Source organism: Glutamicibacter sp. AOP12-B1-11 (genome assembly GCF_052379245.1).
GTDB lineage: Bacteria > Actinomycetota > Actinomycetes > Actinomycetales > Micrococcaceae > Glutamicibacter.
Genome location: NZ_JBQSYL010000081.1, coordinates 1 through 1387, shown reverse-complemented (window position 1 = coordinate 1387; position 1387 = coordinate 1). Strand labels below are relative to the sequence as shown.

At 58.9% G+C, this 1387-nt stretch carries 1 protein-coding gene; it reads right to left on the bottom strand.

Annotation, left to right across the window (positions count from 1 at the left end; genetic code table 11):
• Positions 1–40 precede the first annotated feature (40 nt).
• Positions 41–1317, bottom strand: a protein-coding gene (locus ACT3UQ_RS19680) for an IS3 family transposase (RefSeq protein WP_444637816.1) whose coding sequence is annotated in 2 segments (ribosomal slippage) — positions 41–978 and positions 978–1317 — 1278 coding nt in all. Because the reading frame shifts where the segments join, the coding sequence is not laid out codon by codon here.
• Between the last annotated feature and the right edge of the window lie 70 nt (positions 1318–1387).

Genomic DNA, 1387 nt, shown 5'->3' with positions numbered 1-1387 from the left:
GGGGGTGGCCCCCGGGAAGTGGACACCGAGAACAAAAACGCTAAGCAGCGAAATCCATCATAACGTGAAAATCACCCTCAAAATCAACAGGCGACTTATAGCCTAACGCCGAATGCTTCCGCAGGTTGTTATAACGAACAATCCACCGGAACACCTCGGCCCGGCAGGACTGCTCACAGTCCCACCGCCTGGCACCCTGCAACGTCTCACGCTTCAACGTGGCATTGAACGACTCCGCCATCGCATTATCAGCGCTTGACCCGATGCGGCCCATCGACTGCACCACGCCCAGCCGCCGGCAAACGCTCTGGAACAGGGATGAGGTGTATTGCACGCCATGATCGGTGTGCATCCGAGCGCCAGCCACCGAGCCCCTGGCCACCGCCGCCGACTCCAGCGCTTCCACGACCAAATCGGTACGCATATGATCAGCAATCGACCAGCCCACCAAACGCCGAGAACACACATCCAGCACCGTCGCTAAATACAAGAATCTCCCTTCCTTCCCAAACGGAAGGTAGGTGATATCACCAACGTAGAGCGACCCGACCTCCTCGGAGGTGAAATCACGATTCACCAAATCCTTGAAGACCTGCGCGCCAGGATCCCTGACCGTCGTGGACTTGGGCCTGCGCAGGTGCACTCCAACCAAGTTATTCTCCCGCATCAACCGGGCCACACGCTTGTGATTCACCGGCCCGTCAACCAAAGGATCATCCTGCACCCGTGGGTCGCAAGCCAGCTCAACGCTCATCCGCCGATACCCCAACGTCCGGTTCCATTCCTTGTAATGACGCAGAATATGATCCAGTAACGCTTGATCTTCCAAGCCGCGTGCGGCCCGGGCCGGGCGTGCTGCACGCCATTTGTAGTAACTGGAGCGGTTCAGCCCCAGCACCACGCAGATCCGCTTCACCGCATGGGTGTCTCGGTAATCTTCAACGAACTGAAAGCGGATCACCAGTTCGTCTCGGCCGCGAAATACTTCGTGGCCTTGCGCAGGATATCTCGCTCCTCGGCCAGCACGCTGTTGGCGGACTCCAGAGTCTTGTTCCGCTCCCGCAATGCCTGGTTCTCAGCTTGTGCCTGAAGCAAACGCTGTTCGGCACTCAGCTCGGGGTCAGGCATCTGGGCGCTGCCGGTGGACTGCTGTGTCGGGGCTCCTCGCTTGATCCGGTCCTGCCGTACCCAGGTTTTCAGCGTGCCTCGGGCAATGCCAAGGTCCTCGGCTGCTTTGGTGTATCCGAGGTCGGGGTGGGACTCGTACAGGTGCACGGCGTCAGCCTTGAACTGCGCGGTGTAGGTATTCTTCGGCATAGTTTAACTCCTGATTTCTCTGACCATTATGGGTCAGCTACAGGGTGTCCACTACCCGGGGGCTACCTCC